Here is a 13,322-nt window from a genome sequence, read left to right as displayed (position 1 = left end):
CCCCTGTCCAGGCCCACGGCAGCCGCCGCCCTGCGGCCACCACCCCGCACACGGCCGCGATCGACAGGTAAGGCCGGACGCCTTCCAGGAAGTAGAGCTGCGAGTGCGCCGGATGCCCCAGCACCAGCACCGCGCCCACCCCGGCGACCCCCATCCCGAGGAGCAGCAGCACGGGCGGCTCCAGCGCCCACCGCCCGAGCCCCGCCACCCCACCCCACACACAACCCAGGCAGAACAGGTGCACGAAGGTCAGCACGACCACCGGCGTCGCGGACACGGACGCCAGCTCGGGCATCCTGATATTGGCCACCTCTCCCCAGAGCGCCCGCATCAACGCGAAAGGCGCAAACGCCGTCCCCTGAGCCCCGCGCCCGAACACCACGACGTGCGCGAACAGCGCACACATCAGCGTGACCGCCGCCGCGACCAGCCACTCGCCCGGCGGTCGCCGCTCCACGACCCACCGCACGACCACCACGACCAGCAACCCCGCCAGCAGCAACGGCAGGAACGTGGCCTTCGCCCCGGCCAGCGCCGGCAACAGCACGGCCAGCACCACCCACCCCCGCGACCGGCCGGCGAGCAGCAACACCACGGGCGCGAACAGCAACGCCCCGAACGTCTGCGTGGGACTCGCCCAGGCGGTGAACATCGACCGCGACGTGAAGGCCACGCCCTCCTGCAGCACCGGGCTGAACAGGAAGTACGTCACCCCGACGGCCGCCACCCCGGCCGCCCAGCTCCCGCTCAGCCGCCGCCCCAGCACCGCCACCAGCACGACCATCGCCAGCGCCATCGGCAGCGTGGACAGCCGGTAGACCAGCGTCACCGGCTCGATCCCGGTGACCCAGCTCGTGGCGGCCAGATCGGCGTACACGAACCAGTGGTAGGAGAGCCGCTCGCCCAGCACGGACGGCAGTGTGGGCGGCAGATGGTGCTTGACCTCGCCGACCAGCGCCAGGTGGTAGGGCATGTCCACGTACGCGCTCGCCACCGGCACCCGGTAAAGGGTGAGCGTGCTCCATGTGATCAGGTAGCCGGCCACCCCCGCGAGCGCCCAGGCACACCAGCCGGGCATCCGCTCTCTGCCTGCCGCGCCCCGCCAGTGCCGCCGCAGCCCCGGCACGCACAGGAACGTGCCGACCACGGCGACGGGCGGGACCAGCACGAGCAGCGGCGCCCCCACCGCCCGAGCCGGGAGGTAGGCCAGCACCTCGACCGCGTATCCGAGCGCCAGCCCGGCCGCCACGTCCTCGGCCGGCGACCTCCCGCCCCCGGTCAGCGCCCGCCACAGCAGCGTCCCCGGCAGCGCCACCCCGATCCCGACGTACGCCGCGAACGCGACCAGATCCCGCGCCGAAACCCCGCACCACAGGAACACGACCACCGCACCGGCGAGCACCACCCCGGCCGGCACCCACCCCGACCCGAGCCGACGGCCGGGAGCGCGCGCCTGGCGAACGGACGTGCGGTCAGCGAGCGCGATCGTCATCGAACCGAGTACGGCGAGAGCATCATGGGGCCGGAAACCATTCGCGACGCCGTCGTCACCGGATCACGGTGACCAGCCGCGTGAACTCGGCCGGCAGATCGACCCCGTCCCACACCCGATGGAAGCTCAGCGCGCTGCCCACCGGCACCATCCGATCCACCCCTCGCCCGGCCAGCCCTCGGGCCAGCTCCTCCAGCTCCGGCCGCCCGAACCCGAAATGCGTCATCGTCTGATCCCGCCGCTCGACCAGTGACACCAGCTCCGCCAGCGTCCCGAGCCGGGCATGCGCGAACGTCCCGGCCCCCAGCCACCGCCTCGGCGCCTCGGCGGCCGTCGTCAGCGCCACGTTGGCCAGCGCGTTCCCGCGGAACTCGACGCGGTCCGCCAGCCCGTCGGCCGCCAGCCCGTAGGTGGAGACCCGCTTCTCCACGGCCATCGCCGCATCGACCCCCCATCCGCGTGCCCCGAGCACCTGCGCCACGTGATCGGTGAAGTCGGCCCGTGCCGCGTCGCAGTCGCCCTCCGCCCCCACCCAGTACACGGTCCGCGGCGACGAGCAGGCCGCCTGGTCGAACCAGTAGGTGTCGTTCACGAATCCCTCCGCCACGGTCACCCGCGCGGCCCGGGGCGCGCACAGCCACGCCGCCGCCCGCATCACGGCGAACGAGGAACGGTCAGGAAAGACCAGGTCACGGGCGTGCGGCGGGAGCGGATGCCGCCGGACGTCCCGCACCGTGCCGTCCCCGCCCCAAATCACCCGCAGATCGCAGGCCGCCGAGAGCGCGGCGGTGACGGCGTCGTCCGAGCGGTCGTAGGAGATGATCCGCTGCGTCTCGCCCACGATCGGATCGGCCTCGGCCAGCGCCTCGTGCAGCGTCTCCACGATCACCTCGGCGACCGCGCCGGAACGCGGCGACAGGCGTACGACGTTGCGGTTGCCCATCAGGGCGGAAAGTGCCCAGGAGTAGACGAAGACCGTGTCCACGTTCGCGGGCGGGATGTGGAAGATCAGGCCGCGCGGCACGCGTACGTGCTCTTGAGAAAGCCTTTCCAGGGTGCGGGCCAGCTCGCTGGGCCGCAGGAAGAAGCCGAGCGATCCGAGCTCCGGATGCCGCCGCGCCGGCGCCGGCCGCAGCAGCCGCTTCCCGAAGGCCGCGAGGAACGCGCGAACCCGCTCATCACCGACCTCGAGCCCGCCACGCACTCCCCCGAGCAGCACCTCGACGGGGACGGGCTCCGCAGCGGGAAACCGGACCCGCACCGTCTCACCGGAACCCCCATCGTCGCGGACCGCACCAGGCGGTCTGCCGGCCATCACCGTGCCGTCCGGGTCGTCGACCGTCGCCGCAACAGCCCAATCGTTCAGCATCAGCCCTGCCCCACGGTGTCACTACAGCCGCGCGACTCCGCCTGCGGCAGCCTGCCGAGAACCTCGAACCGCCTGCCCGGCCAGGCCCCGTCGTCGACGCCGCGCACCACGCCCAGATCCTCGGTGAGCAGCACATGACCGGGATAGGACGTCGGGAGCGTGCTCACCACCTCGATCAACCCCGGCACACCGGGCGGCGCCTCCTGCCACGTCTCCGGATCCCTGATCACGACATTGGCGAAATCAGGGCAGTAGAGCCCATCCGCATCGGGCCCCTCCAGAAAGACCGTCCCGATCTGCTCGACCATCCCGTAGAAGTTGTGCACCCTGCTCAGCCCGCATTCCGCCGCCAGTCGCCGCCGGAACTCGGCGTTGTCCACCGCCTGCTCCGCCAGCCGCTTCCACCCACCGGAATGGATCAGCACCCCTTGAGACAGATCCGCCCCCAGATCACGCAGGCACCGCCACACCATGAACGTGAACCCGAAGATCAGGAACCGCTCGCCGCCGTGCCGAGCCAGGAACCCCTTGACCGCTTCCGCATCGACCCGCCCCTGCTCATCGAGCACGAACGTGTGGTCCCGGCCGAAGTTCATCATCCCCAGCACACCGGCGCCGCGAGCACTCAAGGTCGGATCGCGCACCACGGCACGGCTGTCCACGACGAGCATCGGCAGCCGCCGCTCACCCAGCACCACCCTGAGCGTCGCCGCCAGCATGCGCGTCTGCGCCGCGGCCGCGTCCCGATCGAGACAGACCCGGCTCGGCCGCTGCCCCGTGGTGCCGCTGGAGGTCAGCACCCTGAACACCTGCTCCGGCGGCACACTCCGCAACTCGTGCGTCTTGAACAGCCGCACCGGCAACCACGGCAGATCCACCAACCGCTCGTACGGGCCCGCGGCGCCGATCGCGTCCAGAATGCGACGGTAGGGCGGACACGCCTCCCGATGCCGCTCGGTCAGCGCAGCCAGCTCAGGCACCAGCACCGCTTCCCGCTCCGCCTCACCCATCGTGAAAACGCTCACCCCATGCCCCCCAGCGGCACCGCACCCCTCATGTGTGCGACTCCAGGGCCCGATAGTCGATCTTGCCGGTGGCCAGCAAGGGCAGGCGGTCGATGCCGCGCACGTCGAACCCGCTCCAATGCACCCGCAGCTCCGCCCCCAGCCGCCGTGCCAGCCCCGCGCACCCGGCCGCGTCCTGCCCCTCGGCCCACACCGTCACCCGGTCGTCCCCGCTGGTGGCCGCCACCGGACCCGAGCCCCGCAGCAGGCGCTCCACGTCGTCGAGGTTCACCCGCACGCCGAAGATCTTGGCGATCCGCTTGAGCCGACCCGTGATGTAGAGGAACCCCTCGGAATCCAGCCACCCGAGATCGCCGGTGCGCAGCACCCCGCCCAGATCGTCCCCGCGGACCAGGTCCGCGGCCGTCTCCGCGTATCCCATCATCACGTTGGGCCCGTAGTAGACGACCTCCCCGTCGACGATGGCCAGCCGCCCCCCGGGAACGGCCGTCCCCACCGAGCCGGGCTTGTCGGCGAGCCGGTCAGGGGGGAGGACGGCGATGCGGGCGGTGGCCTCCGTCTGCCCGTACATGACGAAGAACCGATCCGCCTGCCCCGCGAACTCCGCCACCAGCTCGGGGCTGAGCCGCCCGCCCGCCTGCGTGAGCGTGGCGATCGCCGGGTGCTGGGAACGGTCGTAGCGGAGCCGGCGCAGCATCTCGTATTGGTAGGGGACGGCGGCCAGCGACGTGCACCCGTGCGCGTCCAGATGCGTCCAGAACGACCGCTCCAGCAGCCCCGCCTCGGTCAGCACCACGGTCGCCCCCGCCGCCAGGTGGCTGTTGAGCACCGACAGGCCGTAGCTGTAGTGCAGCGGCAGGCTCGTGGGCGCGATCTCGCCGGGGTTGATCGACAGCGCCGTGGCGATGGCGGCGGCGTTGGCCAGCACGGCCTGGCGCGACAGGCGTACGAGCTTGGGGTTGCCGGTGGAGCCCGAGGTGGCGAGGAGAACGGCCAGGTCGGGATGCGGGCCCGGCGCGTCGCGCCGGGCCGGCGGCGACCCGTCGGCGGCGTAGGTGAACCCGAGCAGCGCGGCCGGCCGGAACCGGCCCGCCAGGTCGGCCAGAGCGCCGGCGGGCAGGTCGGGGTCGAGCAGCGCGATCGGCCGGCCGGACTGCCAGGCGGCGAGGTAGCGCAGCACGGACGTGAGGTTGTTGCGCATGCCGCAGAACAGCGGCCCCGGCCGCAGCCGGGCCAGCGCCTCCGCCGTCCGGGCGATGTGGCTGACCAGGTCGTCGCCGGTGAGGCCGGCCGGATCTCCGGCGACCACGAGCCGGGCTTGCGGGTGTGGGAGATTCACGGCACCAGCCCGCCGTCCACGCCGAGGACCTGGCCGGTGATGAAGCCCGCGTCGGGGGAGATCAGGAACGCGATGGCGCAGGCGACGTCGTCGGGCGTGCCGAGACGGCCGAGCGGGGTCGCCGCGACCGTGGCCGCGCGGGCCTCGCCGTCGAGCGAGGCGAGCATGTCCGTCTGGATGTAGCCGGGGGCCACGGCGTTGACCCTGATCCCGGCCGGGCCCAGCTCCTTGGCCGCGGCCAGGGTGAGACCGATGATCGAGGCCTTGGTCGCCGAGTAGACCGCCTGCCCCGGGCCGCCGGCGCGGCCCATGATCGAGGAGACGAGCACCACGGCCGGAAGCGTGCCCCGGCGCAGCAGCCTGAGCGAGGACTGCAGGGTGTGCGTCGCCCCCATGGCGTTGACCTCGAACAACCGGCTGACCGTGTCGTGGCGGACCAGGCCGAGCAGGCCCGCGGCGTGGATCCCGGCGTTGATCACGAGGGCGTCGAGCCGGCCGTGACGCTGGTAGATCTGCCGCATCATGGCCGAGACGAGAGAGGGATCCGCCACGTCGCCGTGGACCGAGTCTGTCAGCCCGCCGGTCTGTGCCGCCACCTCGGCGGCGGCCTTCGCGGCGCGCTCCCCGTCGCGGCCGTGGAGCACGACGGCGTGACCGGTCGCGGCCAGCCTCGTCGCGACCGCCCGCCCGATGCCCGCCGTCGAGCCCGTGACCAGAACGACGCGACACTCGCACGGCGGCTCCAGCGTCATGGCGAACTGGTGCTCGCACGGCGGCTCTGGTGTCATGGCGACCTGGTGCTCGTGCGGTTGCGGCTCTGGTGTCATGACGGCCCGGCGCTCGGACGGCTGGCGCTCCGAGGCCGTGCCGGCACGCGTCTCATATGGCGGCAGCGCCGATGCCATGCTTCTCCAGCAGCTCGGCCGCCTTCGCGAACGAGCTCATGTCGATCATCTCGTCGGTGTCGATCATGATGGAGAACTCGTCCTCCATCGCGGCGATCAACGCCATGTGGGCCAGCGAGTCCCACTGCGGGATGGCACGGTATTCGAGGCCGTCGACACCGGCGTCGGCGGGAAGGTTGAGCGCCCTGCAGAAAACGGCCCGCAGGCGATCGAGATGACTCATGATCACTCACTCTCTGTCCTTAAGCCACGACGCAGTGTAGCGGCAAACCTGGGTCAGGAGAAACCAAGCCCCCGCCGTGAGTAATGGAACCGTATAACGGTGAGTGCGACACGTTCGGGGCTGGGAATGTCGGATGGGACGCGGCAACCGCTACGGGAGGAATGATGGACGAATCCAATCACTGGTATGGGCATTCCCGCATAATCGCCAGATACTGCGGGCTCCCGGACGAGGCGCCGAAGCGCATCCAAGGTTTCCTCCAGCACGGATGGAACTATCTCCATGGATTTCCCCCGAACGACCACTGGTGCAGCCCCGGATATCCCCGTTTCATCTGGTCTGACGTGCTGCGTCGCAGGGGCTGGTCGATGGGCCGAAGGGGACACTACCTCATCGGCGCCCCTTGGATTTACCTCCTTTACCTTGAGCCTGAGTTGGGCGTGACGCCGGAGCGTGAGGGTACGATCTGGTATCCCTTTCACGGCTGGGAGAAGCATTCCGTCAATGGTGACCACGCCCGGCTCGCCGACGAAATCCGAAATGTTGAGACTGGTCCGGTAACGGTCTGCCTTTATTGGCTGGAATTCGCGAATCCGGACATTCGGCGGGCGTACGAATCGAGGGGATTCCGGGTCATTTGCCATGGTGAGCGCGGATCCCGCTGGGAGGGCACGGGACGCGACTTCCTGCGCAGGCAGCTGGTCCAGCTGCGGCGCCACCGCAGGGTGGCCTCCAACCGGCTCGGCAGCGCCCTGTTCTACGGCGCCTCGGTGGGGTGCGAGGTGGCCGTGTACGGGGACCCGATGCAGTTCGAGGACGAGCGTCCCGAGTACGGCGGCACGGCGCGCCGCATGCGGCTCTGGCCGGAGTTGCACGGCACGCGCGTCGATCCCGAGCTGGCGGCCGAGGTGGCGCGGCGCGAGCTGGGATTCGAGTATCAGGCGACACCGGAGGAGCTACGGCGAATGTTCGGATGGAAGCGGGTGCGGTCCGCATGAACGAGGCACCCCAGAACGTCCGGTTGATCGGCGGTGAAATGCCGCTGTGGTCCGACATGTCCGCCATCGGTGGCATCACAGACTGGCGGGGCACCGCACTTGAGCTGATCAGGCGGATGGTCCCGGCCGGTGGCAGGGTGCTGGCGGTCGGCCCGCATCCGCGGGCGGTGGTGGACGACGTGGTCGCGCGCGCCACTTCGGCGGCCGTGCTGCTGCGCTCTTACCCCGACGCCTGTGCCTTCGGCGAACGGCATCCGGGGCTGGCGGTCTTTTGCGGGAGACTGGAGGTGTTCGCCGCGGATGAGCCTTACGACCTGGTGCTGGCGCTCGACGGGCTGCTGCGCACGCACTCCGCGGAGGCGCCCGCGGCGGCCTGGACCGAGTCGCTCGACGCGCTGGCCGCTCTCGTCGCGCCCGGCGGGCGGCTGGTGCTCGGCGTAAGCAACGATCTGGGCGTGGACCGGTTCATCGAGGCCCGGCCCGCCGACCGGGACGGCGCCGACGACCAGTGGGCGCCGCACGGCTTCGATCCCGGCTACCCCAGCGGGCCGGGGGCGCTGGACGCCGCGCTCGAGTCGGCTGGGCTGACGGTTGAGCGGTGCTACGCGGCCTACCCGGGCCGCCAGGCGCCCCGGGCGCTCCTCTCCCGCCAAGCCCTGGCCGGAGACCTGCCCGACGCGCTCACGTTCCCGCTGAGTGCCAAGGGCGGTGACCGCATGCTGGTGGCCGACCCGCTCCGGCTGACCCGCCTGGTGTTCCGGCACCGGCTGGGGGATGAACTGGCCCCCCTGTGGCTGGCCGTGGCCACCCGCCCGCCGGCGGCCGGCGCAAGCGAGGCGGTGGAGCTGCCGTCGGGCCTGATCGAGGAGGGTGCCGCCGTATACGAGCTCACCCGCACCACACTCAAACAGCTCCCCGACGGCGAGGAACACCCGATCCCCGCCGGCCGGGTCGTCGAGGAGATCCTCGTCGAGGCGTGCGCCCGCGAGGACGTGAAAGCCGTACGCGATCTGCTCTCCCATCTGGCCACCTGGCTAGAGGCAGGCGGTGACGTCGCGGCAGCCACCGACAGCCTGGTGTACGACGGCGAGCGGTTCGCCGCCATCGGCCGCAAGGCAGGCCCGTCCACACCCCCGAAGCCCCGGATCGTGCTGTGCAGGATCCTGTGGCGGTACGCGGTCAGGCTGCTGGCGGCGGGACACCACCACCCGTGGCCGTGGCCGCTGGAGGCGGACCAGCTCACGCTGACCCTGTGCGGCATGGCCGGCCGCCCCTGCGACCCCGGCGACCTCGACCTGGCCCGCAAGCTCGACGCCGAGCTCGGCCAGCCCGCCGAGCTGGCCGAGGAGGCGCCCACGTACCGTGACCTGCTCGGCGCCCGCGACCGCCTGGCCGACCAGCTCACCGCCGCCCTGGCCCGCATCTCCCGCCTGGAGACCAAGCTCTCTTACCGCGAACGCGAGCTGGTCAGGGCCAAGGCGAAGCTGCGCAGGACCCAGCGCAAGGCCACCGCCTACCGCAGGTCGCTCGGATACCGGCTCTCGCGCCGCCTGGCCAGCCCGCGCAGGGTCGCCCGCAAGGTCATCCGCCTGCTGTCCGGCTGACGAAGACTGCCCGGCTGACGAAGAGGAGCACATGTGCCGGTTCTTTCGGTGATCGTCCCGTTCTACAACGTCGAGAAGTACATCGGACCCTGCCTGGACTCCATCGCCGCCCAGAAACTGGACGATCTGGAGGTGATCTGCGTGGACGACGGCAGCGGCGACGACGGCCCGGCCGTCGTCCGGGCCAGGCAGGCCGGCGACCGCCGGATCACCCTCATCAGACAGGACAACCGGGGCGTGGGGCACGCCCGCAACGTCGGCGTACGGCAGGCGCAGGGCCGCTACCTGGCCTTCGTGGACGGGGACGACACGGTGCCCCCGGACGCGTTCGGTCGCTTGGTGTCCTCGCTCGAGGCCACCGGCTCCGACCTGGCCTGCGGCAACGTCATGCGCCTCTACAGGAACCTGCTGATCCCGTCGTGGGCGCACCGGGAGGCGTTCGCCAGGCCGGCGAAACGCACCCACATCACCCGCCACCCCCTGCTGATCCGCGATCGCATGCTGTGGAACAAGGTCTACCGCCGCTCCTTCTGGAACGAGCTCGGCCTGAGCTTCCCCGAGCGCATGTACGAGGACCAGCCCGTCGCCATGGCCGCCCACGTCCGCGCGCGGTCGGTGGACGTGCTGGCCAGGATCGTCTACCACTGGCGGCAGCGCGACGAGCCGGGCGCCTCGATCACCCAGCGCAGCCTGGAGCCGGGAAACCTGCGCGACCGCCTCCTGTCGGTGCTGGAGACCGCCGACCTGCTCGTCCGCCACGCGTCGGGGCTCAAGGTCGACTTCGACCGCGACACGATGGACATCGACATGAGCGTCGCGGTGGAGGCCGTGGCCGCCATGGGACAGTCGGCGGATCCGGAGCTGCTCGACCTGATCGTCCGCTATCTCGACGGCGTGTCACACGAGGCGTGGCGGAGCATCCCGTTCGCGCAGCGGCTCCAGGTCCACCTGCTGCACCGGCGCCGCCTGGACGAGCTGGCCGACGCCGTCGCCCAGGCCCGCGACGGGCGGCTGCGGCCCCGGGTCGCCCCGGCCGGGCTCCTGCGCAGGCGCTGGCACGGCAGGCACCCGTGGCTGCCCGGACACCTGTCCGACGTCTCGGGCGAGCTGAAACTGTCGGCCAGGCTGGTGGACCTCGACTGGCGTGACGGCGTGCTCGCCGGCGCCGGTCGGGTGGGCATCGGCAGCTTCGACGTCAGCGAGCTGCGCAGGGCACGCGTACGCGTCTGGCTGGAGGAGCGCAGGACGGGCGAGACCGTACAGCTGTCCGACCAGGACGCCGCGCCCGCCTGGGAGACCGCCGAGGACGACGACGGGAGCAAGCTGTCCCAGCACGTGTTCTCGTTCTCGTTCGCGTTCGACCCGGCCGCGCTGTCGCCCGCCCAGCTCGCCCGGCGCGGTCTCTGGGACCTGCGGATCGAGCTCAGGGGCGAGGGGCTGCGGCTCGACGGCCGGGTGACGGGGCCGCGCTGGCTGCCGCCGCAGATCCCGGTGCCGCGCCGCAGGTCGGGCGTGTGGCTGGTGCCGGTACGCAGTCCCAAGGGCGCCTGGGGCCTGCGGCTGCGCAAGGCGGAGGTGGTCATCAGGGAGTGCCGGGTGGACGGCGGCGACCTGGTGCTGTCGGGGGAGATGTCCGACCCCGGCGACGGCGAGCCGGTGCTGAGGCTGAGACGCAGGAGCGACGGCGAGGAGATGTACTTCGCGGTGACGCTGGCGGGCCGGGACTTCCACGCCCGGTTGCCGCTGGCCGACATCGACGAGAGCGTCGGTGACGAGTCGTTGTGGGAGATCGTCATCGACCAGGGCAAGGCGCTCCGCCCGCTGGTGCGGACCCGGGAGCGTTCCGTCGCGACCGTCGCCGACCGGCGCTTCATCGTCGACCGGGGCGAGGACGGCTGCCCGCTGCTGGCCGAACGCTAGGCGAGGATCCCTGCAAGCGTCTCGGCGACCCGGTCTTGCTGGGCGTCGGTGAGGCCGGGGAAGAGCGGCAGCGACAGCTCCTCGGCGTAGTACGCCTCCGCGCGCGGGCAGAGCCCACGCTGGTAGCCGAGGTCCTCGAACACCGGGTGCCAGTATGCCGGCAGGTAGTTGACCTGCACGCCGATGCCCGCCGCCCGCATGCGTTCGTAGACCTCGCGCCGTCGCCCGTCGCGGACGCGTAGCGGATAGAGGTGCCAGCTCGGCGACACGTATGCCCGCTGCGCCGGGAGTGTCAGCCCTGGCACGTCGCGCAGCAGCGCGTTGTAGCGCGCGACCAGCTCGGACCTGCGCTCGCGGAAGCGGGCCAGGCGCCGCAGCTGGCTGAGGCCGAGCGCGCACAGCACGTCGGGCAGCCGGTAGTTCAGCCCGAACTCGTGCACCTCCTGGTGCCAGCCGCCCACGTCCGGCTCGCGCTGCTCGGCCGGGTCCCTGACCAGGCCGTGGTTCCTGAAGCGGGCGGCCCGCGCGTGGTGCTCGGGGTCGGCCGCCGCGATCGCGCCGCCCTCGGCGGTCGTCACGGTCTTGGTCGCGAAGAACGAGAACGTCGTCAGGTCCGCCAGCGCCCCCACCGGCCGATCTTTGTACGCCGCCCCGATCGAATGCGCGGCGTCGCCCACCAGCGTCGCGCCGGCCCGGCCGGCGACCGCCCGCAGCTCGTCGTAGTCGGCCGGATGGCCCGCGAAGTCCACCGCCGTGACCGCTCGCGTCCGGCAACCGGCCAGCGAGGCGACGGCGTCGGGGTCGAGGTTGCCGGTGTCGGGCTGCACGTCGGCGAAGACCACCCGCGCGCCGAGCAGCGCCGCCGTGGCCGCCGTGGCCACGAACGTCAGCGGCGAGGTGACCACCTCGTCGCCCGCGCGCACCCCGGCCGCAACGTAGGCGACGTGCAGCGCGGCCGTGCCCGACGTGACCGACACGCACGGCACGCCGCCCGTCCACCGGGCCAGCTCCGCCTCGAACGCGGCCACCGCGGGCCCGGTCGTCAGCCAGTCGCCGCGCAGCACCGCGGCCACCGCCTCGATGTCGGACTCCGCGATCGACTGCCGCCCGTAGGGGAGCATCAGCCGGCCACCATGCGGCGCAGGTCGTCGACCGACAGCCACTGGTCGTTGGTGTCGGAGCGGTAGGAGAAGCCCTCCGGCAGCAGCTCGCCGCGCTGCGGCGGCACATAGCCCCAGGTCGCGATCGTGGGCTGGACCACGAAGCGATCGGCCAGGCGCAGCGTCCTGCGGCCGTCGTCCGGGCCGATCATCTCCTCGTGCAGCTTCTCGCCCGGCCGCACGCCGATCTCGTAGATCGGGCTCTGCGGCGCCAGCGCCTCGGCCAGGTCGGTGAGGCGCATGCTGGGGATGCGCGGCACGTAGAGCTCGCCGCCCTGCATGAGGTCGAACGAGTCGACCACGAACCTGACCGACTGGTCGAGCGTGATCCAGAACCTGGTCATGCGCTTGTCCGTGATCGGCAGGCTGCCGCCCTGCCTGGCGAGACGCTGGAACAGCGGCACCACCGAGCCCCGGCTGCCCACGACGTTGCCGTAGCGGACCACGGCGAAGCGGGTCTCGTGCGCGGCGGCGTAGTGGTTGGCCGACACGAACAGCTTGTCCGCGACCAGCTTCGTGGCGCCGTACAGGTTGATCGGGCTGGAGGCCTTGTCGGTGGAGAGCGCGACCACCTTGCGCACGCCGCAGTCGATCGCGGCCTCGACCACGTTCTGGGACCCGGCGACGTTGGTGCGGACGTACTCGAACGGGTTGTACTCCGCGGTGTCGACCTGCTTGAGCGCCGCCGCGTGGACGACGTGGTCGACGCCGTGCATGGCGCGGGTCAGGCGGTCGCGGTCTCTGACGTCGCCGATGAACCAGCGCAGCCGCTCGTCGTCGTCGAAGAGCTGCCTGATCTCGTATTGCTTGAGCTCGTCGCGGGAGAAGACCACCAGGCGCCGCACCCCGAGCGAGTCGAGCGCGTGGCGGATGAAAGCCCTGCCGAAGGACCCCGTTCCCCCGGTGACCAGAATCGACGATCCACTGAGAATGCCCACGTGGCCCCCTGAAGTCGTGTGCTGGGCGGTAGCATAGCGCGATCGACCAATGACGCACTGTCACATGGGGGAAGCGGGGGCTTCTGTGCGTATTGTCGGAGTCATTCAAGCTCGTATGGGGTCGACGCGTCTGCCGGGAAAGGTGCTGCGGGAGCTGGGCGGGCGTTCCGTGCTGGGGTGGGTGGTTCGCGCCGTGCGCGAGTCCCGCGCGCTCGACGACCTCGTGGTGGCCACCACGACTGAGGCGGCCGACGATGCGGTGGTGTCCGAGTGCCGCCGCATCGGCGTGGGCTGGCACCGGGGGCCGGTGGACGATGTGCTGACGCGGTTCATGCAGGTGGTGGAGGGG

The 13,322-nt window shown here is 71.6% G+C and carries 12 protein-coding genes; 4 read left to right on the top strand and 8 right to left on the bottom strand.

Annotation, left to right across the window (positions count from 1 at the left end):
- The 6 genes from EJK15_RS61420 to EJK15_RS61395 form a co-directional block, all read right to left on the bottom strand.
- Positions 1-1,492, bottom strand: a 1,492-nt coding sequence (locus EJK15_RS61420; protein ID WP_206061979.1) for a hypothetical protein, incomplete at its 3' end; no start/stop codon positions are given.
- A gap of 55 nt (positions 1,493-1,547) precedes the next feature.
- Positions 1,548-2,861 (bottom strand): acyl-CoA reductase, encoded by a 1,314-nt coding sequence (locus tag EJK15_RS61415; RefSeq protein ID WP_240777949.1) that lies wholly within the window; start codon positions 2,859-2,861, stop codon positions 1,548-1,550.
- Complete coding sequence (locus EJK15_RS61410; RefSeq protein ID WP_138719589.1) at positions 2,861-3,886, bottom strand: LuxE/PaaK family acyltransferase; 1,026 nt, start codon at positions 3,884-3,886, stop codon at positions 2,861-2,863. Before EJK15_RS61410 ends, EJK15_RS61415 begins: the two co-directional genes overlap by 1 nt.
- A 28-nt stretch (positions 3,887-3,914) precedes the next feature.
- The gene (locus tag EJK15_RS61405) at positions 3,915-5,225 is read right to left on the bottom strand and encodes an AMP-binding protein (protein WP_240777948.1); all 1,311 of its coding nucleotides are present in this window, start codon (positions 5,223-5,225) and stop codon (positions 3,915-3,917) included.
- The gene (locus tag EJK15_RS61400) at positions 5,222-6,130 is read right to left on the bottom strand and encodes an SDR family NAD(P)-dependent oxidoreductase (protein ID WP_240777947.1); all 909 of its coding nucleotides are present in this window, start codon (positions 6,128-6,130) and stop codon (positions 5,222-5,224) included. Before EJK15_RS61400 ends, EJK15_RS61405 begins: the two co-directional genes overlap by 4 nt.
- On the bottom strand, positions 6,105-6,353 hold the full coding sequence (locus tag EJK15_RS61395) for an acyl carrier protein (protein WP_138719588.1): 249 nt from the start codon (positions 6,351-6,353) through the stop codon (positions 6,105-6,107). The genes EJK15_RS61400 and EJK15_RS61395 overlap by 26 nt, the downstream gene beginning before the upstream one ends.
- Before the next feature lie 161 nt (positions 6,354-6,514).
- Here EJK15_RS61395 and EJK15_RS61390 point away from each other — a divergent pair, with 161 nt between their 5' ends.
- Genes EJK15_RS61390 through EJK15_RS61380 form a run of 3 tightly spaced genes read left to right on the top strand, consistent with a single transcriptional unit; the run spans position 6,515 to position 10,875 of the window.
- Positions 6,515-7,351, top strand: a complete 837-nt coding sequence (locus EJK15_RS61390) for a hypothetical protein (RefSeq protein ID WP_240777946.1) — start codon at positions 6,515-6,517, stop codon at positions 7,349-7,351.
- A complete protein-coding gene (locus EJK15_RS61385) occupies positions 7,348-8,955 on the top strand; it encodes a hypothetical protein (RefSeq protein WP_138719587.1) in 1,608 nt (535 codons plus the stop codon). The genes EJK15_RS61390 and EJK15_RS61385 overlap by 4 nt, the downstream gene beginning before the upstream one ends.
- A 33-nt stretch (positions 8,956-8,988) precedes the next feature.
- On the top strand, positions 8,989-10,875 hold the full coding sequence (locus EJK15_RS61380) for a glycosyltransferase family 2 protein (RefSeq protein WP_138719586.1): 1,887 nt from the start codon (positions 8,989-8,991) through the stop codon (positions 10,873-10,875).
- On the opposite strand, the gene EJK15_RS61375 is transcribed toward EJK15_RS61380, so the two are convergent.
- Entirely contained in the window at positions 10,872-11,996 is a 1,125-nt protein-coding gene (locus EJK15_RS61375; protein WP_138719585.1) for a DegT/DnrJ/EryC1/StrS family aminotransferase, read from the bottom strand. The genes EJK15_RS61380 and EJK15_RS61375 overlap by 4 nt on opposite strands.
- On the bottom strand, positions 11,996-12,973 hold the full coding sequence (gene pseB / locus EJK15_RS61370) for a UDP-N-acetylglucosamine 4,6-dehydratase (inverting) (RefSeq protein WP_138719584.1): 978 nt from the start codon (positions 12,971-12,973) through the stop codon (positions 11,996-11,998). Before pseB ends, EJK15_RS61375 begins: the two co-directional genes overlap by 1 nt.
- 49 nt (positions 12,974-13,022) lie before the next feature.
- Between pseB and EJK15_RS61365 the strand changes: the two genes are divergently transcribed.
- Positions 13,023-13,322: cytidylyltransferase domain-containing protein (locus EJK15_RS61365; RefSeq protein ID WP_420847173.1), on the top strand; the 300-nt coding region annotated here is incomplete at its 3' end.

Origin of the sequence: Nonomuraea basaltis (assembly GCF_005893125.1) — a bacterium.
Classification (GTDB): Bacteria; Actinomycetota; Actinomycetes; order Streptosporangiales; family Streptosporangiaceae; genus Nonomuraea; species Nonomuraea basaltis.
This window is presented reverse-complemented; position numbering and strand designations above follow the sequence as displayed.

Bases quoted from the DNA above. Each gene is read 5' to 3' on its own strand.
- EJK15_RS61415 (WP_240777949.1), bottom strand. From the start codon at position 2,861: ATGCTGAACGATTGGGCTGTTGCGGCGACGGTCGACGACCCGGACGGC.
- EJK15_RS61400 (WP_240777947.1), bottom strand. From the start codon at position 6,130: ATGGCATCGGCGCTGCCGCCATATGAGACGCGTGCCGGCACGGCCTCG.
- EJK15_RS61395 (WP_138719588.1), bottom strand. From the start codon at position 6,353: ATGAGTCATCTCGATCGCCTGCGGGCCGTTTTCTGCAGGGCGCTCAAC.
- EJK15_RS61375 (WP_138719585.1), bottom strand. From the start codon at position 11,996: ATGCTCCCCTACGGGCGGCAGTCGATCGCGGAGTCCGACATCGAGGCG.
- EJK15_RS61390 (WP_240777946.1), top strand. From the start codon at position 6,515: ATGATGGACGAATCCAATCACTGGTATGGGCATTCCCGCATAATCGCC.
- EJK15_RS61385 (WP_138719587.1), top strand. From the start codon at position 7,348: ATGAACGAGGCACCCCAGAACGTCCGGTTGATCGGCGGTGAAATGCCG.